Consider the following 24961-nt stretch of genomic DNA (forward strand, 5'->3'; position numbering starts at 1 on the left):
GCGTCCCGAGAGGCATTCCCACGCAGAGCGTGGGAACGATCAGTCGTTGCGGCGCCAAACGCTGGCCAACCAAGGCTGCTGCTCCCGTGGCAGCCCCGCCGGCCGGTAGTAATGCTCCAACTCCACAAACCCCGCCTCCGTCAGCAATTGCTGCCAGGCCGAAAGATCGTGATACGCCCCATACCGCGGCCCATTCCACCCTTCCTGATTCTCCCCGCGCGGATTGGAACTGAACAACACACCACCCGGCTTCAACGCCCCGCGCAATTCCTTCAACACCCGAGGCAATTCCTGGCGCGGGATATGAAACAGCACCGCATTGGCAAAAATCCCGTCGAAGCGTTCAATCGGCAGATCCAGCTTCAGAAAGTCCTGTTGCCACACCTCGCAACCACTGTCTTCACGCGCCATCTGCGCAAACTTCTCCGACCCATCCAGCCCGACAGCCGTGTGGCCCATGCGCGTGAACGTCTGCAAATCACGCCCCGGTCCACAGCCGAAATCGAGAATGTCGAACGGCGCCTCGCCCTGAATATGCCGCAGCAGGGCGTCGATGTTCTGGCTGACATCATGATCGCGAGTGCCCTCGCGAAAACCTTCGGCCACCGAGTTGTAATGGCCCAGGGTGGTGGAGGTGATCTGCTCGAGGTCGTCGGGGGTTTGTTTCATGGTGGGCTGCGCAGGCAATGGGGATTTGCCGAATATACGCCATGAGGCCGGTGACTGCTGCGCAGCCAATCGCGAGCAAGCCCGCTCCCACAGGGGAACGCGTCTGTCGGAACAACTCGGTCAACTGTGGGAGCGGGCTTGCCCGCGATGGCGGTATCACTGACGACCGATGACTCAGCTCTGCTTCATCCCCAAACAATCAATGGAACGATCAACCATGGCTTTGGCAATCTCCAGCAGATGCCAAATGGAGAACACCATGGCCCGGTCCGCCCCCTTGAGGTGATCGCCACACTGATATGCGGTGACCGAAGCGCAGCGCAGCAGGTCTGCGACGTAAAGTTGGGTGTCTTCGAAACTCACGTCGTCGCTGACGTTGTAGAAGCGCAGTTCATCGGGTGCTGAAGGCTGTTCACCGGTGAGGTAGAAATCGATTGCACGATAAAGAGCGGAACGGTCTCTCGGCGGGGCGCCGGCAGGCTTGCCTTCGGTGGGCGTTTCGGGTGGTGGATCGGGGACAGATCTTTTCATTGGTAAAACTCCTGGTATTAGTTGGAGCCAACCGATATCGCGACTAAACGAACAGGGGTGGCGGCTGCACGCAGGTTAGTCGACCGGTCTCCAGGCAATACCGGCGCACCCGAAGGTGCCCTGCGCACAGCCACCATAACGTTCAGGCAATGAAAACACCTGGAATGAGGTGGCGCTGTGCGCCTGGAAGATCCGGGCGACTAAACCCGATCACTGATGAGCAGTGACGGACGGAGACTAGCCACCGGAATTGGCAGGCGCAAGCGGGCAGAATGATCTAGGAAATGTCCTGCAAATGAAAGGGAACAGGCCTGTAGGCACACTGATTTTTCTGTGGGAAATGTTCCCTCCATAGCGAGGGAAATTGCCTGTGCCGAGGACGCTTTTGTGGCGAGGGAGCTTGCTCCCGCTGGGCTGCGAAGCAGCCCCCAAGCCATCCAACGAGGTGTGTCAGACTAACCCGGTCAGTAGATTTTGCGATTGCTGCGCAATCGAGCGGGAGCAAGCTCCCTCGCCACAAAAGCTCTACAATTTTCAGCGTGTTCAGCGCTTGTTGAGCCCCCGCGCCAACCGATCCCCGCCAAGCTGAATCACCGCCACCAACACCACCAGCAACACAATCACCGTCAACATGATCTGGCTATCAAACCGCTGATACCCGTACCGATACGCAATGTCCCCCAACCCGCCCGCACCTATTGCCCCGGCCATGGCCGATGAGTTGATCATGGTCACCAGCGTGATCGTGAAACCCCCGACAATCCCCGGCAGTGCCTCAGGCAACAGCACATGCCAGACGATGTGCCAGCGCCGGCAACCCATCGCCTGCGCCGCTTCGATCAATCCGTGATCCACCTCGCGCAAACTGACTTCGGCAATGCGCGCAAAGAACGGCGTGGCCGCAATCGTCAGTGGGACGACGGCGGCCCAGACACCGTACGTGGTACCGACGATCAACCGGGTAAACGGAATCAGCGCCACCATCAAAATCAGAAACGGAATCGAGCGGAACAGGTTCACGAAGGCGCCCAGTGCGCGGTTCAGCGCCGGTGCTTCGTAGATGCCGCCCTTGGAACTGGTGACCAGAATCACCGCCAACGGGATGCCCGCCAGCAGCGCAATCAGCGACGAGACGCCGACCATCAAGAACGTGTCGATGAAGCCTTGCAGCAAGCGATCAAACCACATAACCCAATACCTCCGCCTGTTGCGCCCAGTGGCCGGCGCGCTGACGCAACTCTTCCGCGCCGAGCGACGAGCCGGTCACCGCCAGCAGCAATTGCCCCAGCGCGTGGCCCTGAATCCGTTCCACCCCACCTTGCAGCAAGCGCACGCGGCCACCGAGGGCGCTGAACAGCGCCGCCAGATCCGGTTCGTCCGTGGCGCTGCCGGTGAATTGCAAACGCAGCACCACCGCGGCATCCGAGGACTGAGGTTGCGGGCGCAAGCGGCTTCGCAGTTCTTCCGGCAGAGCGTGTTGCAGCGGCGCGAGCAAGGTCTTGCTGACCTCATGCTGCGGGTTGCCGAACACTTCCCACACCGGCCCTTGCTCGACGATTTGCCCGTGTTCCAGCACCACGACCCGATCACAGATATCGCGAATAACCGCCATCTCGTGGGTGATCAGGACAATGGTCAAGCCCAGGCGCTGATTGATCTCGCGCAGCAGGCCGAGAATCGATTGCGTGGTTTCCGGGTCCAGCGCCGAAGTGGCTTCGTCGCACAGCAGGATTTCCGGGTCGTGCACCAGTGCGCGGGCGATGCCGACGCGCTGTTTTTGCCCGCCGGACAATTGCGCCGGATAGGCCTTGTGCTTGCCTTGCAGGCCCACCAGTTCCAGCAGTTCGCGGACTTTCTGCTCGCGTTTGTCCTTGGGCACACCGGCAACTTTCAACGGCAACTCGACGTTCTGCCAAACGGTCTTGGCCGACATCAGATTGAAGTGCTGGAAGATCATGCCGATCCGTCGGCGCAGCGCGACCAGGCGGTCTTCATCGAACTCGCCGATGTCCACTTGATCGATCAACACCCGGCCAGTGCTCGGTTGCTCCAGACGATTGATGGTGCGGATCAGCGACGACTTGCCGGCACCGCTGCGACCGATGATGCCGAACACCTCGCCGCGCTGGATCGCCAGGTCGATGCCGTGCAGCGCCGCCACCGGACCTTGTTGGCCGGTGTAGGTTTTGCCCAGGCCAACGAAGCGCACGTGAGCACGGTTAAGGACCGGATGCAGTTCAGTGTGTATCGCGTTGTGGGGCTCTGGAATTTCCAGTCGCAGTTGGGTGGCGGCCGTCATCCTTAGCTTTCCCAACCGGCTTGATAGAGCTTGCCGTGGGCCTTATCCAGCGCGGCACGAACGGCCGGCGAGTGCTGATAAATATCGACGAACTTGATCAGGCGCGGATCGGTTTTGCTTTTCGGCTGGATCACGAACTGAATCACGTATTCCTTGTGATCGAGGCCGTCGAACAGCAGCGCCGAACCGGCATCGAAGGTCTTCGACAGACGAATATAGGCCGGGTAGCCCTGAACCAGATCGGCGTCGTCATAGGCGCGCACCAGTTGCACGGCTTCAACCTGGAGGATTTTTATTTTCTTCGGGTTGGCGATGATGTCTTCTTCGGTGGCCTTGTAGCCGACACCCGGTTTGAGGGTGATCAGCCCGGCCTTGGCCAGCAGTTGCAGGCCACGACCACTGTTGATCGGGTCGTTGGCAATCGCGACGCTGGCGCCTTGCGGCAACTCGTCGAAGCTTTTGTATTTCTTCGAGTAGAGGCCGACGTTGTTGATGATCCCCGGCGCGAACGGCACCAGGTCAAAACCGGCGGCGGCTTTGGCGTTTTCCAGGAACGGGACGTGCTGGAAGTAATTCACATCGATGTCGCCGGCCGCGAGGCTGACGTTGGGGGCGATCCAGTCGCTGAACTCGACCAGGTCGACTTGCAGGCCTTGTTTTTTCGCTTCCTCGACGGCGGCTTCCAGCGGGATGGCGAAGGCGGCGGTGGTGCCGACCTTCAACGGCGCGTCGGCGGCGAAGGTGATGGAGCTGAAGAGGCCGAGGGCCAGGGCCAGTGCTTTGACTGGGTGGGAGAGGAGGGTCTTTTTCATGATGGGTTTTCCAGTCAAGTTAAGGCCGATCGTTCCCACGCTCCGCGTGGGAATGCCTCTCGGGACGCTCCGCGTCCCTACGGCTGTGACGCAGAGCGTCACTGGCTGCATTCCCACGCAGAGCGTGGGAACGATCAGTTACAGGGATTAGTGCCGGTAGTGGGAACCGGTATGTTGCTCAGGCAAATGCGCCTCACCGTGAAACAGCTTTTCTCGCAAGCTGCCGTGGTCATAAGCCGTCTTGTACGACCCGCGCCGCTGCAACTCCGGAATCACCAGTTCTATGAAATCCACATAGCTTTCCGGCGTGACAATCCGTGTCAGGTTGAAGCCATCCAGGCCGGTCTCGGCGATCCACGATTCCAGTTCATCCGCCACTTGTTCAGGCGAACCCACCACCGTGATGTAGCGGCCGCCGAGGGCGTGTTGCTCGAGCAATTTGCGTCGGGTCCAGTCGTTGTTTTGCAGGTTTTTGGTCGCTGACTGGATCGCGTTGCTTTTCACGTACTGGATCGGTTCGTCGATCTCGTATTCGGAAAAATCGATCCCGGTCGATGCCGAAAAATGCGCCACGCCTGCTTCAGCGCTGGCGTAGCTCAGGTACTCGGCATGCTTGGCCCAGGCCAACTCCTCGGTGGCGCCGACAATCACGTTCAAGCCCATGAACACCTTGATGTCCTCGGGATTACGCCCGGCTTCGACGGCGCTGGCGCGGACCTTGTCCACCTGAACCTTGGTTGACGGTTTGTTCTGCCCGCTGATGAACACGCACTCGGCATGACGCCCGGCGAACAACAAGCCGCGATCGGAACTGCCGGCCTGAAACAGCACCGGCGTGCGCTGCGGCGACGGCTCGCAGAGGTGATAACCCTCGACCTGATAGAACTCGCCTTTGTGCTCGACCTTGTGCACTTTCTCCGGTTGGGCGTAGATCCGTTGCTGCGGGTCATTCAGCACTGCGCCGTTTTCCCAGCTGCCTTCCCAGAGTTTGTAGAGCACTTCAAGGTATTCATCGGCCTGGTCGTAGCGGCGGTCGTGTTCGACCTGTTCACTCAAACCCATGGCTTTGGCGGCGCTGTCGAGGTAGCCGGTGACGATGTTCCAGCCGACTCGGCCGCGACTCAGGTGATCGAGGGTCGACATGCGTCGGGCGAACAGATACGGCGGCTCATACGTCAGGTTGGCGGTGAGGCCGAAACCGAGGTTTTTCGTCACCGCTGCCATGGCAGAGACCAGCAGCAGCGGGTCGTTGACCGGCAGCTGGATCGACTCTTTCAGCGGCACGTCAACGGAGTTTTGGTAGACGTCGTACACGCCAACGATGTCAGCGATGAACAGACCGTCGAACAACCCGCGCTCCAGCAACTGCGCCAGTTCGGTCCAGTATTCGATGGTTTTGTACTGGGTGGAGTTGTCCCGTGGATGCGTCCATAGGCCATGGTTGATGTGCCCGATGCAGTTCATGTTGAACGCGTTGAGCAGGATCTTCTTTTTGGCGTCGGCCATCAGATGGTCCCTCGCAACGGAGGGTTTTCATCGTTGAGGTAGTAATTGCCGACGGCGTGATACTTCCAGCGCACCGGGTCATGCAGCGTATGCACCCGAGCGTTGCGCCAGTGACGGTCGAGGCCGTGTTCGATCAGCGTCGCCTGGCTGCCGGCCAGTTCAAATAGCGTGCTGCCGGCGGCGAGGGAAATGTCGGTGCTGATGGCGCGGGCTTCGGCGACGGCAATCGAGGCGGCGGCGACAGTCTCGGCGTTGGGGTTGGCCTGGGCCTTGTCGAGGAATTCGCCGGAGCGTTCCAGCAAGGCTTCGGTGGCGTGCAGGCGAATGCTCAGGTGGCCGAAGCTTTTGATGGTCAGCGGGTCGTCAGTGGCTTTTTCGTGGGTGGCGTCGATCCACGGCCGGGTTTTGGTGCGCACGAAGTGCAGCGCATCTTCATAAGCGGCGCGGGCGATGCCGGTGTCGATGGCCGCGTGAAGAATCTGCGCCAGCGGGCCGACAGTGGTCGGGCGCTCGAAGGCACTTTGAAACGGAATGACGTCTTCGGCGCCCACGTAGACGTCTTCGAACACCACCGAACCGCTGCCGGTGGTGCGCTGGCCGAAACCGCTCCAGTCGTCGATGACGGTCAGGCCTTTGCTGTTGTGGGGGACGAACGCCAATTGCTGCACACCGTTTTCATCCACGACGGAGGTCGGAATGCGTTGCGCATAGATCGCACCGGTCGCGTAGAACTTGCGACCGTTGATGCGATAACCGTCACCGTCGCGGGTCAGGCTGGTGACGCGGTCGTGGGCGGTTTTGGTGCCCAGTTCCGCCAAGGCATTGCCGAAGCGCTGGCCGGCGAGCACTTCGGCGTACAGGCGTTTTTTCTGCTCTTCGCTGCCGTTCACGCGCAGCACTTCGAGGGCGTAGAAGTGGTTCTGCGGGATCTGTCCAAGCGAGCCGTCAGCCTGGGCAATCAATGCGATCACTTTGGCCAGGGTGACGTTGGAAACGCCAGCGCCGCCGTACTCTTTGGGCACGCTGATACCCCACAGACCCGAGCGGGAAAACACTTCCAGCTCCGGGTGCGGCAGACGGCGCTCGCGGTCGCGCAGGGCGCTGTCGCGTTTGAAATCTTCGGCCAGATCGGTCGCGACGATCAGGGCTTGCTCATCGCTGGTTATGACCGCGACGTGGTGAGAAAGAGTCATGTGTTTCTCCAGAGATCTGGTCAAAAGTGTTCTGGTCGTTAGATCCAGGAGTGGCGAGCGGGAAGCGTGCCGTTCAAGTGATAGGTGCCGACTGCGTGATACTTCCAGCGCACAGGGTCGTGCAGCGTGTGCACGCGGGCGTTGCGCCAATGGCGGTCGAGGTTGAATTCGGCGAGGGTCGCGCGGCTGCCGGCCAGTTCGAAGAGCTTTTCGCTGGCGAGCAGCGAGATTTCGGTGGTCAGCACTTTGGCTTCGGCCACGGCAATCGAGGCACGCGCGGCGGACTCGGCGGTGAGTGGCGCGGCGTTGACCTGATCCAGCACTTGCCCGGCCTTGCGCAACAGCGCTTCGGCGGCATGCAGCTCGATTTTCAGTTTGCCGATGTCGGCGATCACATACAGATCATCGCTGGCCCGTTCGACCTTGGCGTCGATCCATGGCCGGGCGCGGGTTTTTACGAATTCGATAGCGTCGTCGATGGCGCCGCGAGCGATGCCGGCGTCGATGGCCGCTTGAATCAGCTGCGACACGGCGCCCTGGATGTTCGGGCTGTCGTTGATCTTCCAGTTGTCCACCACCAGCTCGGCGTCAACGCGCACGTTGTTGAGCAAAATCGTGCCGCTGGCGGTGGTGCGCTGACCGAAGCCCGACCAGTCATCAACGATGCGCAGGCCCGGTGTGCCGCGACGGACGAAGGCCAACACTTGCTTGCCGTCATCGTTCAGCGCCTTGACCGCCACCCAATGGGCGAACAGCGCGCCGGTGGAATAAAACTTCTGCCCGCTGATGACAAAACCATCACCGTCGGCGGTGATCCGGGCTTTGAGTTCGAGGGTGTTTTTGGTGCCGCGTTCTGGCCCGGCATTGCCGATGCGCCAGCCTTCGAGCACGCTTTTGAACAGCTGTTTTTTTTGCGATTCCGTGGCGCTGCCGAGCACCAGATTGAGGATGCCGAACTGGTTCTGCGGGATTTGCCCTAGTGCCGGGTCCGCCGCGGAAATGATCGCGAAGACCTCGGCGAGGGTGACGAACGAAACCTGCGGGCCACCGTACTCGCGCGGGATGGCAATGCTGCCTAATCCGCTGCGGGTGAACTGTTCGATTTCCGACCATGGCAACTTGCGCTGGCGGTCACGTTTGGCTGCTTGCAGTCGGGCGACTTGCGCCAGCTCATGGGCGGCCTTGATGGCTTGTGCGTCGTTGCGCAAGACTTGCGCGGGCAACAACAACGGGGCGATGTCCAGATCACTCTGAACGATTGCATCTGCCAGACTGGACATCAGTGCCGCTCCTTGGCTGCACGCAATGCCCTGGCGATCTGCACTGGGGTGATTGTGTTCCGGACCATACCTACCTCACATCTCATGGAGTCGCCGCGATGGATGCGGCGAAATAAAAACAAGAATGTCCGGTGGTCCGGTTTATATACCCTAAACGCGTATAAATAATTAATAAACTAACTTTTGGGAATATGCATAGAAGGGCGTCTGTTCGTAGCGCAACACTTGTTTATGCAGCAACACTTGGGCTTGTCGCCGATGGCGAAGCCCTGTGGGAGCGGGCTTGCTCGCGAAGGCGGTGTGTCAGGCAAAATTAGATGGCGACTGATATGGCCTCTTCGCGGGCAAGTCGGATCGCCGCACCGCCGCTCCCACAGTGGACGGCGGTGTCTTCACTTTTTGCGCGGTTCGGCGGCTTTCAATTCCTCTTTGAACGGCAATTTCAGATAAGGATTGGCGCAGCCGATCTTCAATCTGCGCGGCGGTGCCCAGCCGGAGTTGTTGCCCACTCGATCGAGGATGCAGTAGGTCACTTCCAGCCGAAGGTCTTCGCCGGCTTCGAGAATGATCGCCGGCGGCACCCAGACCTGAATCGGCTCGCCGATGTCCCCAGCCTTGAGCTTCGGCAGGTCCATGCGCACGTCGCCCCAGCGCAGGGTGATTTCGTCGTCGACGGCCATGTTCAGGTAAGGCTCGATGGTCAACGGTACACCCCGTTTGATCTGGTTCGGATTGACCCCCTGGCGGCGAATGGTTTCGGGAATGCCCACCGGTGCCAGGTGCTCGTTTTCGTGGCCGCACGACGTGATCGGCTGGCCGCCCGGGCAATCGAGCTTGATCTGTACCTGAGCAGCAAGTGACAGCGCCGGCCCTTGTCCAACCTGCATGACGCGGTAGTGAATGCTGGAGGCGCCATTGGCGATGAAGCTTTGCGGCACACGCAGGCTGACGACTTCGCCGACATCATCGGCCGTGAGGACACGGGAGGCGACGTAGCAGTTGTCCCAGAACAGTTCGATCAGGTCGCCTTCGTCCATGCCGGGGTAGGGCGCCACGTCGATCAGCAGATGGGCCGCCGACGTGACATTGATGCCGGTCTTGTGAGATTGCGCCAGGGTAGGGGCCGCAAGTCCGGATTTATTCGAGATGCTTGTCATGGGTTTCTCCTTGAAGCCTTGCAGCGAAGTCCGTTTCTGAAAGATCAAAAGGCGTGAATTACCGAGCAACAAAGTTGATCACTATTTGCAAGTTTAAATAATGACTTGGAACGATGGCTGACGCCTGCTGGCGACTAGATAAGAGTGCGCTTGAATAGGTGTCAATAGAGTTGGTTAGTTAAGCAGTGTATTCAGTGTTATTCAGAAAAATCCTACGCTCTGAAGTTAATAAGCCGCATCGCTATGTCGAATTTGGCCGCGTATTTATTGATTTTCATGGCTAGGTGGCGGCGACCATGTGCTGGGTGAGGGCGCCGGATTTGGCGAATTTTAGGCGAGGTAAATCTGTTGCAGGACATATATATGTACCGCACGTGGCTGTAGAAAATAGTCCATTGTTCGAATGAGCAAGGAGAGAGTGTTGCGGAGTTTTCGTAGCAGAGATAGTTGTCACTTCCATCCGTGGAAGTTAACAAGTAATAAAACGGTATTAGTGGATGGCGTTATTCAGGAACTTACTGAGAAACTGCTTCGTGCGCTCTTCTTTCGGATTGGCGAACAGCGCCTTGGCTTCGCCTTGCTCGACGATCACACCTTTGTCGAAAAACACCACACGGTTGGCCACGTCCCGGGCAAAGCCCATTTCGTGGGTAACGATGACCATGGTGCGCTTCTCTTCAGCCAGGCTGCGGATGGTCGCCAGCACTTCACCCACCAGCTCCGGATCGAGCGCCGAGGTGGGTTCATCGAACAGGATCACTTCCGGTTCCATCGCCAGCGCACGGGCAATCGCCACACGCTGTTGCTGACCACCGGAAAGGCGTCGCGGGTAAGCGTCTTCCTTGCCCGCCAGGCCAACCCTGGCCAAGAGCTTTTTACCCAGGGCAACGGCGTCGGCGTGCGGGATCTTCTTCACGATGATCGGGCCTTCGATGACGTTTTCCAGGGCGGTGCGATGGGGGAACAGGTTGAAGCTCTGGAACACGAAGCCGACGTGCTGGCGCAAGCGCCGCACCAGGCTCTGTTGCTGGTTCAACGGGCGGCTGCCATCGATCTCGATGTCACCGACCTTGATCCGGCCGCTGGTGGGTTCTTCCAGAAAATTCAGGCATCGCAGGAAGGTGGTTTTTCCCGAGCCGCTAGGCCCGATGATCGCCACCACCTCGCCTTCCTTCACTTCCAGATCGATGCCGTTGAGCACCACTTGACCCTTGAACTGCTTTGTCAGTTTTTCCACGACAATCATTGGGTCAGGACTCCTGGTCGTGCCGATTGACCCGCTCTTCCAACTTGTTCTGCAGGTGCGAGAGCACCGTGGCCAGAATCCAGTAGATCAGCGCGGCGGCAAGGTACATGGTGAACACTTCGAAGGTTCGTGCTGTGATCAGTTGCGCCTGGCGGAACAGTTCCGGCACCTGGATGGTGGCGGCCAGCGCGGTGTCCTTGACCAGCGAAATGAAGCTGTTGCCCAGCGGCGGCAATGCGGTGCGCATCGCTTGCGGGATGATGGCCCGGCGCAGGGTCTGCGCACGGGTCATGCCGATGCTGGCCGCAGCTTCCCACTGACCGCGCTCAATGGAGCTGATCGCGGAACGCAGGATTTCACAGGCGTAAGCGGCCATGTTCAGCGAAAAACCGATCAGGGCCGCCGGGAGCGGATCGAGTTCCATGCCCAATTGCGGCAAGCCGTAATAGATCACGAACAGTTGCACCAGCAACGGCGTGCCGCGAAAGAACGACACATAGATGCGGGCGATCCAGCTCACCAGCTTGAAGCGCGACAGGCGCATCAGTGCCAGGCCGAAGCCCAGCATGAGGCCGAAGAACATCCCGCCCAGGCTCAAGATGACCGTGTAGTAGGCCCCCTTGAGCAGGAAGGGCAGGGAGTCCAGTGCGAGTTGGAAAGCTTCTTCCATTATTGAGTGACGTCAGCGCTGAAGTATTTTTCCGAAAGCTTTTTCAGCGTACCGTCGGCACGCAGCTTGTCGATGGCTTTGTTCACCGCAGCCAGCAACTCAGGCTCGCCTTTGCGCAGGGCAATACCGGCTTCCTGACGGGAGAACGCTTCGCCGGCGGCGACAGTGTCCTTGGCCTTCCTGGCGTATTCCAGTGCGGCGAGACGGTCGATCAGAATGGCGTCGATGCGGCCGACGCGCAGATCCTGGAACTTGGTCGGATCATCGTCATAGGTCTTGATAATGGCTTTAGGCTGATTGTCCTTGAGCCATTGTTCGTAGTTGGTGCCCAGGCCGACACCGACTTTCTTGCCGTCCAGATCGGCGGCGGTCTTGATGGTGTCTTTGTTCTTGGTCAGAACCAGCGCCTGAATCCCGGAAACGGTGTACGGCTCGGAGAAGTCATACTTCTTTTTGCGTTCTTCGGAGATGGTCACCTGGTTGATCACCGCGTCCAGACGTTTGGATTCCAGCGCCGCGAGGATGCCGTCCCATTTGGTCGGTTGCAGTTTGACCTTCACGCCCAGCTCTTTGGCCAGGGCTTCGGAGAACTCGACTTCGAAACCGGCCAGTTTGCCGTCGGCGTCGACGAAGCTAAACGGTGGGTAAGTGCCTTCCAGACCGACGTTGATCACGCCCGCGTCTTTGATTTTTTGCAGCTGCTCACCGGCAACCGCTTGCCCCAGCAGGCCGGCGCTCAGCGCCAGGCCCAGCGAACCGACCAGCAGATTTCGACGTAGTGCGGAAAAATTCATGACAAGCCCCTGTGTTTTCTTATGAAGACGCTTTTAGGAATGTTGGCAAAATCGGGATTTGGACGACTGCAATATCCTGCCCTAAAGCAGCGTATGCGTCTCGCTGCAAATTCGCCTGCGGCGTGACTATATGATGGCGCTTTTAGATAGGAAAATAATAAATATTGAGTTTGTTATTCTTTAATGGAATATCAGGCTGATGCAATTCCCTGTGGCGAGGGAGCTTGCTCCCGCTCGGCTGCGCAGCAGTCGTAAATCCAATCACCGCGATTAAAGTGAAACACCGCGTCGCAGGTTTTGGGGCGCTTCGCGCCCCAGCGGGAGCAAGCTCCCTCGCCACAGAACCATCGTCTACAGGAAGTCTTTGTAGGCAAACAACGCCGGCGCCCCACCGGTGTGCAGGAAGATGATCGGGCCATCGTTGAAGCGCTGACGACCGATACCGTCGAGCAACCCGGCCATGGCCTTGCCGGTGTACACCGGATCCAGCAACAAACCCTCCTGACCCGCCAGCAACTTCACCGCTGCGAGCGTCCCGGCATTCGGCTCGCCATAGCGTGGACCGAAATATTCGTCCCACAGTTCGATCTTGAAACTCGCCGGCAGGCTCACGCCCAGCAACTCGGCCGTGCGCTCGGCCAGGCCCTGGACTTTTGGGCGCTGATCTTCATCGCTACGGGAAACCGTGACACCAATCACTGGCAAATCCGGCAGTACTTCACTCAATGCCAGAGCCAGGCCACTGTGGGTGCCGGCGCTGCCCGAAGCCAGAACCACGGCCGCAAATTCCAGGCCGGTGTCCTTGATCTGTTCGGCCAGTTCCAGCCCGGCGCGCACATAACCCAAAGCGCCGAGGGCATTGGAGCCACCAATCGGCACCAGGTACGGCTTCTTGCCGTTGTTGCGCAGACGATCGGCCAGGGCTTGCAGTTGCTCGTCGGCGTTGTCGAGGTTTTCCACCAGCTCGACCTTGGCATCGAACAGGTCGAGCAACAGCCGATTGCCGTTGCCGAGATAGTTGAGGTCGTCGGTGCCCAGCGGGTTTTCCAGCAACGCTATACAGCCAAGGCCAAGTTTGGCTGCAATGGCCGCGGTCTGACGCACATGGTTGGACTGAAGCGCGCCAGCGGTGATCAACGTGTCGGCGCCCTGGGCCAAGGCATCGGCCGCCAGGTATTCGAGTTTGCGCAGCTTGTTGCCGCCCATGGCCAGCGGTGTCAGGTCATCGCGTTTGACGTACACATCGCGGCCGAGCCAGGTCGACAGCCGTTCGAGTTTTTCAAGTGCGGTAGGGTGGTCGAGGAGGTCGAGGCGGTCAAAACGGGCGAGCTGTTGTTTGATCATGGGTCCGTACTGGCGGAGAAAGATCTCAGGACTATAGGCACGGCTATAAGTGGGGGCAACCGCCAATCGCTTATATCCGAAAGTGCTGTACACAGCACAATTGGTTCTTAATTCGGCTTCCAGACCTTGCCGTAAAGTAATCGCCGTCAGCGTGGCCAGGCAGTCCGGCCGCCCGTGAGGAGTTTTTACCGTGAGCGAACGTTCCAGCCATTGGCAATTGCAGACCATCGTCAGCCAACTGCGTACGGCGCGCGACCAGTGGCGCGCACAAAACGGCCGCGCCAGCGGCGAGCAGGGCGGTCGCGAGTTGCCTTCGCGGGCAGCCATGGCGGAGATCCTTGAAGCGCTGTGCGGTGCCCTGTTCCCGATGCGTCTGGGGCCGGTGGATTTGCGTGAGGAGAGTGAAGACTTCTACGTCGGCCACACGCTGGACGTCGCGTTGAATGCGTTGTTGGCCCAGGCGCGCCTCGAACTGCGTTACGTCGCTCGCCACAGCGCCGAGGCCGACACCGAGGTCGAGGCCAAGACCATTTCGATCATTCAGGACTTCGCCCTCGCATTGCCGGGGCTGCGCAGCTTGCTGGACACCGATGTGCTGGCGGCCTATCACGGCGACCCGGCGGCCCGTAGCGTTGATGAAGTATTGCTCTGCTATCCGGGCATTCTGGCGGTGATTCACCATCGCCTGGCGCACCATTTGTACCGCGCGGGGCTGCCGCTGCTGGCACGGATCAGCGCGGAAATCGCCCACTCGGCTACGGGTATCGACATCCACCCTGGGGCGCAGATCGGTCGCAGCTTCTTCATCGATCACGGGACGGGTGTGGTGATCGGCGAGACGGCGATCATTGGTGAACGCGTGCGGATTTATCAGGCCGTGACGCTGGGCGCCAAGCGCTTCCCTTCGGATGAGGACGGCCAGTTGCAGAAGGGCCATCCACGGCATCCGATTGTTGAGGATGATGTGGTGATCTATGCCGGCGCGACGATTTTGGGCCGGATCACCATCGGCAAGGGTTCGACCATTGGCGGCAACGTCTGGCTGACCCGCAGCGTGCCGGCCGGGTGCAACCTGACGCAGGCGAATTTGCAGCATGATGATGGGACGCAGAAATAGGTCCCGAAATCTCGGCTGACTGACCCGGCCTCATCGCGAGCAGGCTCGCTCCCACAGTGGAGGGGTGTTGGACCACAGATTTGTGGACGACACTTATCCCTGTGGGAGCGAGCCTGCTCGCGATTGGTTTCAAGCCGAACCCAAATACTGGCATTCAGCAAATTTCCCTCTGAACGAATCCTCTAAATCCCCCGTCATACCCATCCTTGAGCTAGCGTAGGAAAGCGACCGCCGAGCCCTGCGATTAGTCCTTAGCACCCTATTCATGTTTAACTTGAACGCTCATTCAAGTTAAACCGCCGGTTTGCTGCCCGTTCACAACAGGAGGTTTGCCTTGCCGAGTCCGTTACTGATTGACCTGTTTCACCCCTTTGAGGTGCACCTTTCATGAGTGCATCGTCCCTCCCTCCAAGCGGCCAGGTCCGCATGAATCCGCCGGTGTTTTACTTCTCGGCGACCTTCATTCTGCTGTTCGGCATTATTGTCATCGCCATGCCTGAACAGGCCGGCGCCTGGCTGCTGGAAGCGCAAAACTGGGCGGCCAATACGGTCGGCTGGTATTACATGCTCGCGATGACGCTGTATCTGGTCTTCGTGGTGGTCACCGCCTTGTCCGGCTACGGCAAGATCAAGCTCGGTGCCGACCACGACGAGCCCGAATTCAGTTACCTGTCCTGGGCCGGCATGTTGTTCGCCGCCGGGATCAGCATCACGCTGTTCTTCTTTTGCGTGTCCGAACCGCTGACCCACTTGGCGCAACCGCCACAAGGTGAGGCCGGCACGGCGGATGCGGCGCGTCAGGCGATGCAGATTCTGTTTCTGCACTGGGGCCTGCACGGCTGGGGCGTGTTCGCTTTCGTCGGCATGGCCCTGGCCTATTTCGCCTACCGTCACAACCTGCCGCTGGCCTTGCGCTCGGCGCTCTACCCACTGATCGGCAAGCGCATCAACGGCCCGATCGGTTACGCAGTGGACGGCTTCGGCATCATCGCCACCGTGTTCGGTCTCGGCGCCGACATGGGCTTCGGCGTGTTGCACCTCAACTCGGGTCTGGATTACCTGTTCGGCATCGCTCACACCCAGTGGATTCAGGTCGGCCTGATCACGCTGATGATGGGCGCGGCGATTATCGTGGCGGTGTCCGGCGTCGACAAAGGCGTGCGGGTGATGTCCGACATCAACATGCTGCTGGCCTGTGCGCTGCTGCTGTTTGTGTTGTTTGCCGGGCCCACGCAGCACCTGCTCAACACTTTGATCCAGAACATCGGCGACTACCTCGGCGCCTTGCCGATGAAGAGTTTCGACCTCTATGCCTACGACAAACCCAGCGACTGGCTGGGTGGCTGGACCGTGTTCTATTGGGCCTGGTGGATCGCGTGGTCGCCGTTCGTTGGGCTGTTCATCGCACGGATTTCCCGTGGCCGGACCATCCGCGAATTCGTCTTCGGCGTGCTGTTGATTCCGCTCGGTTTCACCCTGGCGTGGATGTCGATCTTCGGCAACAGCGCCATCGACCAAGTCCTCAACCACGGCATGACCGCGCTCGGTATGTCGGCCATCGACAACCCGTCGATGACCCTCTACTTGCTGCTGGAAACCTACCCGTGGAGCAAAACCGTGATCGCGGTGACGGTGTTCATCAGCTTCGTGTTCTTCGTCACTTCGGCCGACTCTGGCACCGTGGTGCTGTCGACGCTGTCCGCCAAGGGCGGTAATCCGGATGAAGACGGGCCGAAATGGCTGCGTGTGTTCTGGGGCGCGATGACGGCGCTGGTGACCAGTGCGCTGCTGTTCTCCGGCAGCATTGATGCGCTGAAGTCAGCGGTGGTGCTGACTTCGTTGCCGTTCTCGATGATCTTGCTGCTGATGATGTGGGGGCTGCACAAGGCGTTCTATCTGGAGTCGCAGAAGCAGATCGCGCAGCTGCATTCCCTGGCTCCGGTGTCCGGCTCACGGCGTGGCGGCTGGCGTCAACGCTTGAGCCAGGCCGTGCATTTCCCGTCTCGCGATGAGGTTTACCGCTTCCTCGATACGACGGTGCGCCCGGCGATTGAAGAAGTCTCGGCAGTGTTCGTCGAGAAGGGTTTGAAGGTGGTCACTCAGCCGGACCCGGCCAACGACAACGTCAGCCTGGAAATCGGTCATGGCGAGGAGCATCCATTCATCTATCAAGTGCAGATGCGTGGCTACTTCACGCCATCATTTGCCCGTGGCGGCATGGGTTCCAAGGAACTCAACAACCGTCGTTATTACCGGGCCGAAGTGCATTTGAGCGAGGGCAGTCAGGACTACGATCTGGTGGGTTACACCAAGGAGCAGATCATCAACGACATCCTTGATCAGTACGAACGGCATTTGCAGTTCTTGCATCTGGTGCGTTGATTGCCGGCGCGGTGCTGTTCACGTTTCGGTGCTCAGCACCATGAACAGCACCAGCGCCGCCACCGGTACACCGAACACGGCGCTGCCGACCGCCAGTTCCGTGCTCAACGGCTGGCCGGCATGGACCATGCCGACCGCGCCGTTGATCAGCGTCAGGGCCAGCCACAGGACAACAAAACTGTAGGCCAGGGTCTGGCGGCTGAAGCCGATTTTCTCGCCGATGAACAGCATCAGCGCCAGCAGGATCAGGCCGAAGGTGATGATGATCGTGGTGTGCATGGTGTGTGTCCTCCCTTCAGATGTGTTCTGCCTCAAGACCGCCTTCGCGGGCAAGCCTCGCTCCTACAGATTGCGCGTAACCCCTGTAGGAGCGAGGCTTGCCCGCGAAGGCGTCTGGCCTGCCTGCAAATCAGCTTAAACCAATCCACCATTAGCCCGCAGAATCTGTCCATTGACCCAAGCCGAATCCGGCCCAACCAGAAACGACACGATGCGAGCGATGTCTTCCGGCTGACCCAGACGCTCCAGCGGAGGCATCTTGGCGAAGGTCTGGATCTGCTCTTCGCTCTTGCCATGCAAAAACAGCTCGGTCGCGACGGGGCCGGGGGCCACGGCGTTGACGGTGATGTTGCGACCGCGCATTTCCTTGGCGAACACCTGAGTCAGGGATTCCACCGCCGCTTTGCTGGCGATGTACACCGCGTAGCCTGGCAGGTTGAGGCCGACGGTGCTGCTGGAGAAGTTGACGATCCGCCCGCCGTTATTCAGACGCGTAGCTGCTTCACGCAACGTGTTGAAGGTGCCGCGCGCATGAATGTTGAAGGTCTGGTCGAACAGCTCATCCGTGTGTTGCGCCAGTGGCATCACTTTGAGAATGCCGGCGTTGTTGATCAGCACATCGACCTTGCCCAGTTGCGTTTCTGTTTCGTCGAACATCCGGCGCACGTCATCGGCATTGGCCACATCGGCCTTGATCGCTATGGCTTGATGCCCTGCCTGACGCAACTCCACCACCAGTTTCGAGGCTTCAGTGACGCTGCTGGCGTAGTTGATGGCGACGGCGAAACCTTCGCTGGCCAATTGTCTGGCAATCACCGCGCCGATGCCGCGGGAGGCGCCGGTCACGATGGCAACTTTCGAAGTTTGAGTGGTCATGGCGGTGATTCCTTTGAAGGTGGTTGCTTGGGGTGAAGCCAGATTCACATGTTTACGCAAGCCGATAAATGCACGAGAGTTGCCTTGACTGTTCAATAAACGCCAACAATAGAAGGGTGGGAGCGCAACGTGGATCAAGTCAAAGCGATGAAGGTGTTCGTGCGGATCTACGAGCGCAGCAGCTTCACGCTGGCCGCCGAAGACCTGAACCTGCCGCGTGCGACGTTGACTCACACCTTGAATCAGTTCGAAGCGTGGCTCGGTACGCGGTTACTCGAGCGAAGTACACGCAAGGTGCGCCCGACACTGGATGGCGAAGCGTATTACCTGCGTTGTGTGCAGTTGCTGGCGGAACTGGAAGAAGCCGAACTGGCTTTTCGCGGCTGCGCACCCAAAGGCCGATTGCGCGTCGACCTGCACGGCACCCTGGCCAAGCACTTCGTGATCCCCGCATTGCCGCAATTCATGGCGCGCTACCCGGACATTGAACTGTCCATCAGCGAGTCCGACCGTTTTGTCGACTTGATCGCTGAAGGCGTCGACTGCGTACTGCGCGCCGGCACCCTGAGTGATTCGGCGCTGATCGGAAAACGCATCGCCAACCTGCGCCAGATCACCTGCGCCAGTCCCGCGTACCTGCGCAAATACGGCGAACCGAAAAACCTTGAAGACCTCAAACATCACCGGGCGGTGAACTACGTCTCGCGCACCACCGCCAAGGTGTTCCCCTTCGAATTCATGGTTGATGGCCAGCTCAAAGAAATCGCAATCGATGGCGCGGTTTCCGTGTTCGGTGCGGAAATTTATGCAGCGTCGGCGATTGCCGGGCTTGGCCTGATCCAGTGTCCGCATTACCGGATGGAAACGCAGATTGCCCAAGGCCTGGTACAGGAAGTCCTTATCGATACGCCACCTCCGCCAATGCCGGTTTCGGTGCTGTATCCCCACAACCGACACATGTCGCCACGGGTTCGGGTGTTTGTGGATTGGTTGGGGGAGGTGTTTGCTGAGGCCCGGTAGCCGCCGGTCCGAGAGCAAAAAGGCGTTGGGCCAGAACGGCTAATATTTATCAGAGTGTGTATGGTGTGTATAGAAAAGACGTTCGTCGCGTAATGTGCGCAGCACAAGCTGCCCACAAGGACGAAGGTGATGCGAAGTCGAGAAATGATCAGGATGATCGAAGAGGATGGTTGGTATCTGGTAGCGGTGAAAGGTAGCCACCATCAGTACAAGCATCCGTGCAAGCCTGGAAGGGTGACGATAAAACACCCTGACTCGGATCTTCCAAAAGGAACGATCAACAGCATATTGAAACAGGCGGGTCTGAAATGAGGCCCGAGATCGGAAACGAGAGCCTCGAAGAGGCCACATCACAGGAAGGACTCACTGAAATGAAATTCCCGGTCGTTCTGCACAAGGATGCCGACTCAGACTACGGAGTAATTATCCCGGACGTTCCGGGTTGCTTCTCCGCAGGCGCTACTGTGGCTCAGGCATTTGAAAACGTGAAAGAAGCATTGTCATTGCATTACGAAGGCCTGGTTGCCGATGGTGATCCATTGCCGCAGATACGCGAGATCGATGCTCATCTTGATAACCCTGATTACGCGGGGGGTGTGTGGGGTGTGGTCGAGTTCGATATCACGCCGTACTTCGGCAAGTCAGTGCGTTTCAACGCGACATTGCCGGAACAGCTGCTTGAGCGTATCGATCAAACGGTCAGGCGGGACCAGCGTTACAACTCACGGTCTGGCTTTTTGGCTGCTGCCGCGTTGCGTGAGTTATCCGCCTGACTTGAAAACCTCCAGGAGCCAGAGCAAGCTCGGCTCCTTCCGTTTTCAGGCACTCTCGCGCTCAATCACTCGACACTCCAGCAAATTCAGCCGCTGAATCTCATCCTCCACCGGCAGCACCCCCAGGCTCTCCAATACCCGCGTCGCGGCCAGTACACCAATTTCCAGCGCCGGTGGTTTGATGGTGCTCAGACTTGGCAGCAACATCTCGGCAAATGGGTAGTCGCCGAACCCGAGCACCGCGCACTCCTCGGGGATTTTCAGTCCGGCTCGTTGCCCCGCCAGCAATCCGCCGGCCGCGAGATTGTCGTTGGCGAAGATGATTGCATCGGGAGCTGGAGAGACTTGCATCAGCGCTTCCATCGCTTGCTTCCCGGCTTCGAACGGCGCCCGATCGACATCCGGCGCAAACACCCAAGGCTCCAATCCGAATTCACGAACAGTCTGCGCATAACCATCGCGACGCTCCAGGGCACTGAAGTCTCCGGCCGCGCTGTTCTGCACAAACGCGATGCGTCGATAGCCTTTTCCATGTAGATACCGCGCAGCGCTGACGCCCACTTCAAAGTGAGAAAACCCGATCTGCATCGGCTCCCGCTCTGGCTGGTAATCCCAGGTTTCAATCACCGGAATGTCCGCTTCCGCGATCATTTTTTCGGTGCCTGCGCTGTGGAAATGGCTGGTGAGTACCAACGCTGCCGGCGACCAGCCGAGGAATGCCCGTACCGCGCTTTCTTCCTGCTCGGCGCTGAAGTAACTCGACGCCAGCAGCAGCTGATAACCATGGCGGCTGAGGGTGTCGCTGAATCCCTGAATGGTGTTGGCGAAGATCGGCCCGGAGATGTTCGGGATGACCATGCCGACGATTTTCCCCCGCGCCGACGCCAGCCCGCCGGCGACCAGGTTCGGCACGTAGCCCAGTTCGGCGACCACTGCGGCAATGCGATCGCGGCGTTCCGGCGAAACCTGTTCCGGCTGGTTGAAATAGCGCGACACGGTAATCGCCGAAACACCGGCTTGCCGCGCCACGGTGTTCAGCGTCACGCGGCCGGCGCCACGGCGTTTACGGGGTTTGTCTTCGCTCAACTTGTCATCCTTCTTAAAAACCAAAAGGCATATAAAAGTAATTTTTCAGTATTGGACGGTCTATATGACGCTTGCAGATACTGAGGATGTTAGCGCTAACATAGCGTTCTGTCTGCTACTCGCTCGAGCGAATGCCCAAGACACATTTCAGGCGTTGTCGTCGTAGAACGGCAGCGGTTCAGGGCACACTTTCGAGCGGGTAGACCATGCACAATTTTCCTGGGGCAACACAAAAACTGGCGCAATCGATTCGCGCTGCCGGCTGGTTACTTTCCGGGTTGGCGGCGTTGCCGCTGCCCACTGCATTCGCCGCCGACAGCGCGGATCAGGAACCCACACTCAAATCCGTCACGGTCACCGCTACGCGCCGCGAAGAATCGCTGCAAAAAGTCCCTGTCGCGGTGTCGGTCATCGATGGCGAGCAGCTTGAGCGCGACAACCGCAACAGCGTGGCGAGCATCGTCCAGCAGGTGCCTTCGCTGAACTTCCGCACCGGCGCTTCCAACAAGGACACGTCGCTGTTCGTGCGTGGGGTCGGCACGATTTCCACCTCGCCCGGCGTCGAGCCGACCGTGGCCACGGTGATCGATGGCGTGGTGTACGCACGTCCGGGTCAGTCGACCCTCGACCTGCTGGATCTGGAACGCGTCGAAGTGCTGCGCGGTCCGCAAGGCACGCTGTTCGGCAAGAACGCCTCGGCCGGTGTGCTCAACATCACCAGCAAGGCACCGACCGCCGAAACCCACGGCTACATCGATCAGTCGTATTACAGCGGCAACGAAAGCCGTACCCGGTTTGGCCTCGGCGGCAGCTTGATTCCAGACACTCTGAAGGGATCGATCAGCACGCTGTTTGGCAGCTACGATGGCAACGTCGACAACGAGCACAACGGGCAGGAGGTCAACGGCTACAACCACAAAGGCGCGCGGGGCAAGCTGGAATTCACACCCACCGATGACCTCAAATTCACCTTTATCGCGGACTACATGCAGTCCCACGACGATGCGCCGAATGGGGTGGTCAGCGAGTCTCTGACGCCAGCCTTTGCCAATGCGCTAAACCCTGTTCGGGCGTCCAGCGACAACCGCAAGATCAACACCGATACGCGCACCCATGTCGATGACATCAACAAAGGTCTGTCCGGCCAACTCGACTGGAACCTCGGCGATTACACCCTGACCTCGATTACCGCGTGGCGCGGTTGGGACAACACCCAACATCAGGATGGCGACCGTCTCGGTACGATCACCGCCGCGTTCCCCAGTACCGCCGACAAGGGCGATCTGGCGTTCGATCAGTACTCGCAAGAGCTGCGTCTGGCCTCGCCCAAAGGTGAGTTTCTCGAGTACGTCGGCGGCCTGTTCTACATGCACGGCAAAGATGAAGAAACCTATCAACGGACGCTGACCACAACCACAAGTGTTAACCGTGGCGTCGCCGATTACAGCACCACCAGCGACAGCTACGCGGTGTTCGGTGAAAGCACGCTCAACTTCACTTCGGACTTCCGTGGCATCGCCGGCCTGCGCTGGACTCACGACGATCTGGAATACGATCACCGCCGCGTTTCGACGTCCGCCACCACCGTCAGCGGCATTCAACCAGGCACCAGCAGTTCGGGGTCGGTGGATGAAGACGGCTGGTCCGGTCGACTCGGCGTGCAATACGATCTGAGCGATGCGGTCACCACCTACCTGACCTATTCGCGTGGCTACAAAGGCCCGGCCTACAACGTGTTTTTCAACATGCAGCCACGGGACACCGACGCGCTGAAACCGGAAACCTCCAACACCTGGGAGGCCGGTATCAAGGCCACGTCCTGGAACAATCGCCTGACCACCAACCTCGCGATCTTCCACAGCGATTACGACAACTACCAGGCGAACTTCTTCGACACCGTCGCCGGTCAAGTGGTGACGCGCCTGATCAACGCCGGCAGCGTCAGCACCGAAGGCGTCGAACTCGATTACGCCTTGCAGGCCACCCAACAACTGAAGTTTTCCGGTGCGCTGGCCTACACCCGCGCCCGCATCGACGAGTTTGCCTGCCCGGCGGGCGCGGCGGCGTCGTGCAACGTCAACGGCAAACCGCTGCCCTTCAGCCCGGACTGGAAAAGCTACGTGCGCGCCGACTACACCATCCCGCTGGATAACGGCCTCAATGTCGAACTGGGCACCGACTACAGCTGGCAAAGCGAAGTGCAGTACGACATCAGCCAGAATCCCGACACCAAACAGGGCGCCTACGGACTCTGGAACGCCAGCGTCGCCCTCGCCGATTACAGCAACGGCTGGCGCGTCGCGCTGTTGGGCAAAAACCTGGCGGACAAATCCTATTCACCGGCGCTGGCCAGTGGCGGCAGTTATATCTATCGCGCTGTGCCACGTGATGACGAACGTTACGTCGGCGTGCAACTGCGCAAGGATTTCTGAGCATGACTCGACAGCTGAAACTCGGCGCCTTTCTCATGGCCGGCGGGCACCACGTGGCCGCCTGGCGTCATCCCGAGGTGCCGGCCAATGCGGGGCTGGATTTCACCCACTACAAGCGTCTGGCGCAGATTGCCGAAGCGGCGAAGTTCGACGCGTTGTTTGTCGCCGACAGCGTCGCCGCGCCGAGCGGCAAGATTGCCAGCCGCATGGCGCGCTCGGATTTTTTCGAACCGCTGACGCTGCTTTCAGCCTTGAGCGTCGTCACCGAGCACATCGGCCTGATTGCCACCGCGACCACCAGCTATAACGAGCCGTACCACGTGGCCCGCAAATTCGCCTCGCTGGATCACCTGTCTGGCGGGCGCGCAGGGTGGAATCTGGTGACTTCGGACAATGCGGCCGAAGCGCAGAATTTTGGCCGCGACGAACACATCGGCCACGCCGAACGCTACAGCCGCGCCCGGGAGTTTCATCAGGTGGTCACCGGACTTTGGGACAGTTGGGAAGACGACGCCTTTATCCGCGACAAGGCCAGCGGTGCCTATTACGCCCCGGCCAGACTGCACGTGCTCGATCACGTCTGTGAACACTTCCGGGTCAAAGGCCCGCTGAACGTCGCGCGCTCGCCGCAAGGGCAACCGGTGATCGTGCAAGCCGGGTCTTCCGAGGTCGGTCGCGAACTGGCGGCGCAGACGGCGGAAGTGGTGTTTACCGCGCAAACATCTTTGGCCAGCGCCCAGGCGTTTTATGCCGACCTCAAGGGCCGTCTGCCCCGGTACGGTCGCAGCGCCGACTCTCTGAAAATAATGCCGGGCGTTTTTGTGGTGGTCGGGCAAACCGAAAGCGAAGCGCAGGAAAAATGTGAAACGTTTCAGCAATTAGTCGAACCAGAGGTTGGCGTCGCATTACTTGGGCGTATGCTGGGCAACTTCGACTTGTCGAAGTATCCGCTGGACGGGCCGTTACCCGACTTGCCGCTGACGCAAAGTGGCCAGCAAAGTCGGCAAAAACTGCTGACGGAACTGGCGGGCCGGGAAAACCTCAGCCTCGCTGAGTTGGGTCGCAAGATTGCCGGCGGCCGAGGGCATTTCAGCCTCGTCGGGACGTCGCAGCAGATTGCCGATCAGTTGCAGGAATGGTTCGAACAGCGCGCGGCAGATGGCTTCAATTTGCTGGTGCCGCATCTGCCCGGTGGCCTGGAAGATTTCGCCAACGGCGTGGTGCCGGAACTGCAGCGCCGTGGGTTGTTCAGAACAGAGTACGAAGGCCGCACCTTGCGCCAGAACCTTGGGTTGGCGAGGCCTTCCAACAGATTTGTGTAAACGAAAGGCAAAAGGGCTTTTGTGGCGAGGGAGCTTGCTCCCGCTGGGTGCGAAGCGGCCCCCGAAAACTGCTGATGCGTTTGTCAGTCAAATTTCGGTTGCCGAATTTGCGGCTGCTGCGCAGCCGAACGGGAGCAAGCTCCCTCGCCACAGGATTGATGTCTGACTCCAGT

General features: G+C 59.5%; 23 protein-coding genes. 7 read left to right on the forward strand and 16 right to left on the reverse strand.

Translation table 11 applies throughout. The features are described from left to right. Positions 1-39: 39 nt before the first annotated feature. The 13 genes from ACYZT8_RS00710 to ACYZT8_RS00770 all read right to left on the reverse strand — a co-directional run bounded on the left by ACYZT8_RS00710 (position 40) and on the right by ACYZT8_RS00770 (position 13501). Positions 40-669 carry a class I SAM-dependent methyltransferase gene (locus ACYZT8_RS00710; RefSeq protein WP_461978434.1) on the reverse strand — a complete coding sequence of 210 codons (630 nt, stop codon included), beginning with the start codon at positions 667-669 and terminating at the stop codon, positions 40-42. A 174-nt stretch (positions 670-843) separates the two neighbouring features. After that, positions 844-1200: a DUF6124 family protein gene (locus ACYZT8_RS00715; RefSeq protein WP_461978436.1), complete on the reverse strand. Its 357-nt coding sequence runs from the start codon at positions 1198-1200 to the stop codon at positions 844-846. Positions 1201-1743: 543 nt separating this feature from the next. Beyond that, on the reverse strand, positions 1744-2388 hold the full coding sequence (locus ACYZT8_RS00720) for a methionine ABC transporter permease (protein ID WP_030128490.1): 645 nt from the start codon (positions 2386-2388) through the stop codon (positions 1744-1746). Then, positions 2378-3499 carry a methionine ABC transporter ATP-binding protein gene (locus tag ACYZT8_RS00725; RefSeq protein WP_461978438.1) on the reverse strand — a complete coding sequence of 374 codons (1122 nt, stop codon included), beginning with the start codon at positions 3497-3499 and terminating at the stop codon, positions 2378-2380. Before ACYZT8_RS00725 ends, ACYZT8_RS00720 begins: the two co-directional genes overlap by 11 nt. 2 nt (positions 3500-3501) lie before the next feature. Next, positions 3502-4311: a MetQ/NlpA family ABC transporter substrate-binding protein gene (locus ACYZT8_RS00730; RefSeq protein WP_461956606.1), complete on the reverse strand. Its 810-nt coding sequence runs from the start codon at positions 4309-4311 to the stop codon at positions 3502-3504. 147 nt (positions 4312-4458) lie between these two features. Next, on the reverse strand, positions 4459-5817 hold the full coding sequence (locus ACYZT8_RS00735) for an LLM class flavin-dependent oxidoreductase (RefSeq protein WP_461978440.1): 1359 nt from the start codon (positions 5815-5817) through the stop codon (positions 4459-4461). Further along, positions 5817-7010 carry an SfnB family sulfur acquisition oxidoreductase gene (locus ACYZT8_RS00740; protein WP_461978441.1) on the reverse strand — a complete coding sequence of 398 codons (1194 nt, stop codon included), beginning with the start codon at positions 7008-7010 and terminating at the stop codon, positions 5817-5819. The genes ACYZT8_RS00735 and ACYZT8_RS00740 overlap by 1 nt, the downstream gene beginning before the upstream one ends. A 38-nt stretch (positions 7011-7048) precedes the next feature. Then, positions 7049-8290 (reverse strand): SfnB family sulfur acquisition oxidoreductase, encoded by a 1242-nt coding sequence (locus tag ACYZT8_RS00745; RefSeq protein ID WP_461978442.1) that lies wholly within the window; start codon positions 8288-8290, stop codon positions 7049-7051. Positions 8291-8682: 392 nt separating this feature from the next. Then, a complete protein-coding gene (locus ACYZT8_RS00750; RefSeq protein WP_461978444.1) occupies positions 8683-9447 on the reverse strand; it encodes a hypothetical protein in 765 nt (254 codons plus the stop codon). Between the two features lie 490 nt (positions 9448-9937). After that, complete coding sequence (gene tcyN, locus ACYZT8_RS00755) at positions 9938-10693, reverse strand: L-cystine ABC transporter ATP-binding protein TcyN (RefSeq protein WP_461978446.1); 756 nt, start codon at positions 10691-10693, stop codon at positions 9938-9940. 4 nt (positions 10694-10697) lie between these two features. Continuing rightward, positions 10698-11363 carry a cystine ABC transporter permease gene (gene tcyL, locus ACYZT8_RS00760; protein WP_010464804.1) on the reverse strand — a complete coding sequence of 222 codons (666 nt, stop codon included), beginning with the start codon at positions 11361-11363 and terminating at the stop codon, positions 10698-10700. After that, positions 11363-12157 carry a cystine ABC transporter substrate-binding protein gene (tcyJ, locus tag ACYZT8_RS00765; protein ID WP_131060553.1) on the reverse strand — a complete coding sequence of 265 codons (795 nt, stop codon included), beginning with the start codon at positions 12155-12157 and terminating at the stop codon, positions 11363-11365. The genes tcyL and tcyJ overlap by 1 nt, the downstream gene beginning before the upstream one ends. Before the next feature lie 351 nt (positions 12158-12508). Beyond that, the gene (locus tag ACYZT8_RS00770; protein ID WP_461978449.1) at positions 12509-13501 is read right to left on the reverse strand and encodes a D-cysteine desulfhydrase; all 993 of its coding nucleotides are present in this window, start codon (positions 13499-13501) and stop codon (positions 12509-12511) included. Between the two features lie 190 nt (positions 13502-13691). On the opposite strand from ACYZT8_RS00770, the gene epsC reads away from it, so the two are divergent. Beyond that, on the forward strand, positions 13692-14618 hold the full coding sequence (epsC, locus tag ACYZT8_RS00775) for a serine O-acetyltransferase EpsC (protein ID WP_461978450.1): 927 nt from the start codon (positions 13692-13694) through the stop codon (positions 14616-14618). 426 nt (positions 14619-15044) lie between these two features. After that, a complete protein-coding gene (gene betT / locus ACYZT8_RS00780; RefSeq protein WP_461982333.1) occupies positions 15045-17000 on the forward strand; it encodes a choline transporter BetT in 1956 nt (651 codons plus the stop codon). 18 nt (positions 17001-17018) lie between these two features. Here the strand turns inward: betT and ACYZT8_RS00785 are convergent, their stop codons facing one another. Both ACYZT8_RS00785 and ACYZT8_RS00790 read right to left on the reverse strand, forming a co-directional pair. Further along, positions 17019-17279, reverse strand: a complete 261-nt coding sequence (locus ACYZT8_RS00785; protein WP_461978452.1) for a hypothetical protein — start codon at positions 17277-17279, stop codon at positions 17019-17021. A gap of 135 nt (positions 17280-17414) precedes the next feature. Next, complete coding sequence (locus ACYZT8_RS00790; protein WP_461978454.1) at positions 17415-18155, reverse strand: SDR family oxidoreductase; 741 nt, start codon at positions 18153-18155, stop codon at positions 17415-17417. A gap of 129 nt (positions 18156-18284) precedes the next feature. Between ACYZT8_RS00790 and ACYZT8_RS00795 the strand changes: the two genes are divergently transcribed. From ACYZT8_RS00795 to ACYZT8_RS00805, 3 genes are all read left to right on the forward strand, one after another. Next, positions 18285-19175 (forward strand): LysR family transcriptional regulator, encoded by an 891-nt coding sequence (locus ACYZT8_RS00795; RefSeq protein ID WP_461978456.1) that lies wholly within the window; start codon positions 18285-18287, stop codon positions 19173-19175. Positions 19176-19304: 129 nt separating this feature from the next. Then, a complete protein-coding gene (locus ACYZT8_RS00800; RefSeq protein ID WP_046045491.1) occupies positions 19305-19487 on the forward strand; it encodes a type II toxin-antitoxin system HicA family toxin in 183 nt (60 codons plus the stop codon). Beyond that, the gene (locus ACYZT8_RS00805; protein WP_461956618.1) at positions 19484-19948 is read left to right on the forward strand and encodes a type II toxin-antitoxin system HicB family antitoxin; all 465 of its coding nucleotides are present in this window, start codon (positions 19484-19486) and stop codon (positions 19946-19948) included. The genes ACYZT8_RS00800 and ACYZT8_RS00805 overlap by 4 nt, the downstream gene beginning before the upstream one ends. Positions 19949-19993: 45 nt before the next feature. Here ACYZT8_RS00805 and ACYZT8_RS00810 read toward each other — a convergent pair whose 3' ends face one another. Further along, entirely contained in the window at positions 19994-21034 is a 1041-nt protein-coding gene (locus tag ACYZT8_RS00810) for a LacI family DNA-binding transcriptional regulator (protein WP_461978458.1), read from the reverse strand. Positions 21035-21240: 206 nt separating this feature from the next. On the opposite strand from ACYZT8_RS00810, the gene ACYZT8_RS00815 reads away from it, so the two are divergent. Together ACYZT8_RS00815 and ACYZT8_RS00820 are read left to right on the forward strand one after the other, a co-directional pair. Continuing rightward, positions 21241-23466 carry a TonB-dependent receptor gene (locus tag ACYZT8_RS00815; protein WP_461978460.1) on the forward strand — a complete coding sequence of 742 codons (2226 nt, stop codon included), beginning with the start codon at positions 21241-21243 and terminating at the stop codon, positions 23464-23466. 2 nt (positions 23467-23468) lie between these two features. Beyond that, positions 23469-24788, forward strand: coding sequence for an LLM class flavin-dependent oxidoreductase (locus tag ACYZT8_RS00820; RefSeq protein ID WP_461978462.1), 1320 nt, complete (start codon positions 23469-23471; stop codon positions 24786-24788). The last annotated feature ends 173 nt before the right edge of the window (positions 24789-24961 follow it).

The organism is Pseudomonas sp. LB3P93 (genome assembly GCF_054898025.1).